The 885-nt window shown below is 59.4% G+C and carries 2 protein-coding genes; both read right to left on the bottom strand.

Annotation, left to right across the window (positions count from 1 at the left end):
• Window positions 1-162 (bottom strand): helix-turn-helix transcriptional regulator (locus EN964_RS35845; protein WP_164776512.1); only part of this gene is annotated, 162 nt, incomplete at its 3' end.
• Window positions 163-314: 152 nt separating this feature from the next.
• A partial coding sequence (locus EN964_RS35840; RefSeq protein ID WP_164776510.1) for a HugZ family protein occupies window positions 315-885 on the bottom strand: 571 nt, incomplete at its 5' end.

Below are 885 nucleotides of genomic sequence, written 5' to 3'. Positions count from 1 at the left end.
GGACAGGGCGGATTGGCTGAGCATCACCTTCTCGGCAATGGCTCCAACCGACATCTCACCTTCGGCGAGGTAGCTCATGATCAACAGTCGCTTCTCATTGCCCATCAGCATGAGAAACTCTGCCGCCGATTCGGCGTTCACGATTAGCTTTGTCGAGACCATCGATCCCCCATGCTTCCTGTTCATCCCGACGCCATGGGGGCAATGGCGTCTGATTCCATAAATTCACTTGTCGATCGGCGCTGGCGATTCAGCGTCACCAAAAGGTAGAGCATTTCACTTAAATCTCAAGTGTTGCTTTTGGTCCAGCATAATTAAGTCTCCGTCCCGGCGTCGACAATGGCTCGGCCGGCCTTGGCCATATCGACCAGAACGTGCCGCAATTCGCCTGCCGCCGCCAGAGGTTGTGGGTAAAAAACCCGGCAAACATCGTCGCCCGAAACCAGGTCCATGCCATCGGCATCGAATCCGGCAACACTCCAGCCGTTTCCGGATACTTTGGCGAAATGCTGTGCGTAAACGGCGATCGCGTCGAGATGGTCGGCGTTCATGTGGTCGATGGCGGATTGTTCGCGCGCCGCGAGTTCCTCGACGATCGGTCCGCTGGCGAGCAAATCCGATCGATCGAGCTGATAGGCCTTGCCGAAGCCGCCGTTGAGGCTGGCGCGTTGCGGATCGAGGCGAAAGATCGAAAAGTCGCCGAGACCGGCGTAAAGTTTCGCCTTGGGATTGCGGTTGAGATAGCGGCGCTCGGCGCGGGCGTGTTCGCCTGATCCGCGCTCAAGCCGTGCCGCCTGGCAGATCAATGTCAGGCGCGGGTGCGCCAGCGGGTCGCCCTTGCCCGGTTCGCCGAGCAACAGGGAACAGCGCGGATCGGCAAGCCTG

Origin of the sequence: Mesorhizobium sp. M7A.F.Ca.CA.001.10.2.1 (assembly GCF_003998575.1) — a bacterium.
In the GTDB taxonomy this organism is placed as follows: domain Bacteria; phylum Pseudomonadota; class Alphaproteobacteria; order Rhizobiales; family Rhizobiaceae; genus Mesorhizobium.
Note: the sequence above shows the minus strand (reverse complement) of the source record. Positions and strands in the feature narration are given on the sequence as shown.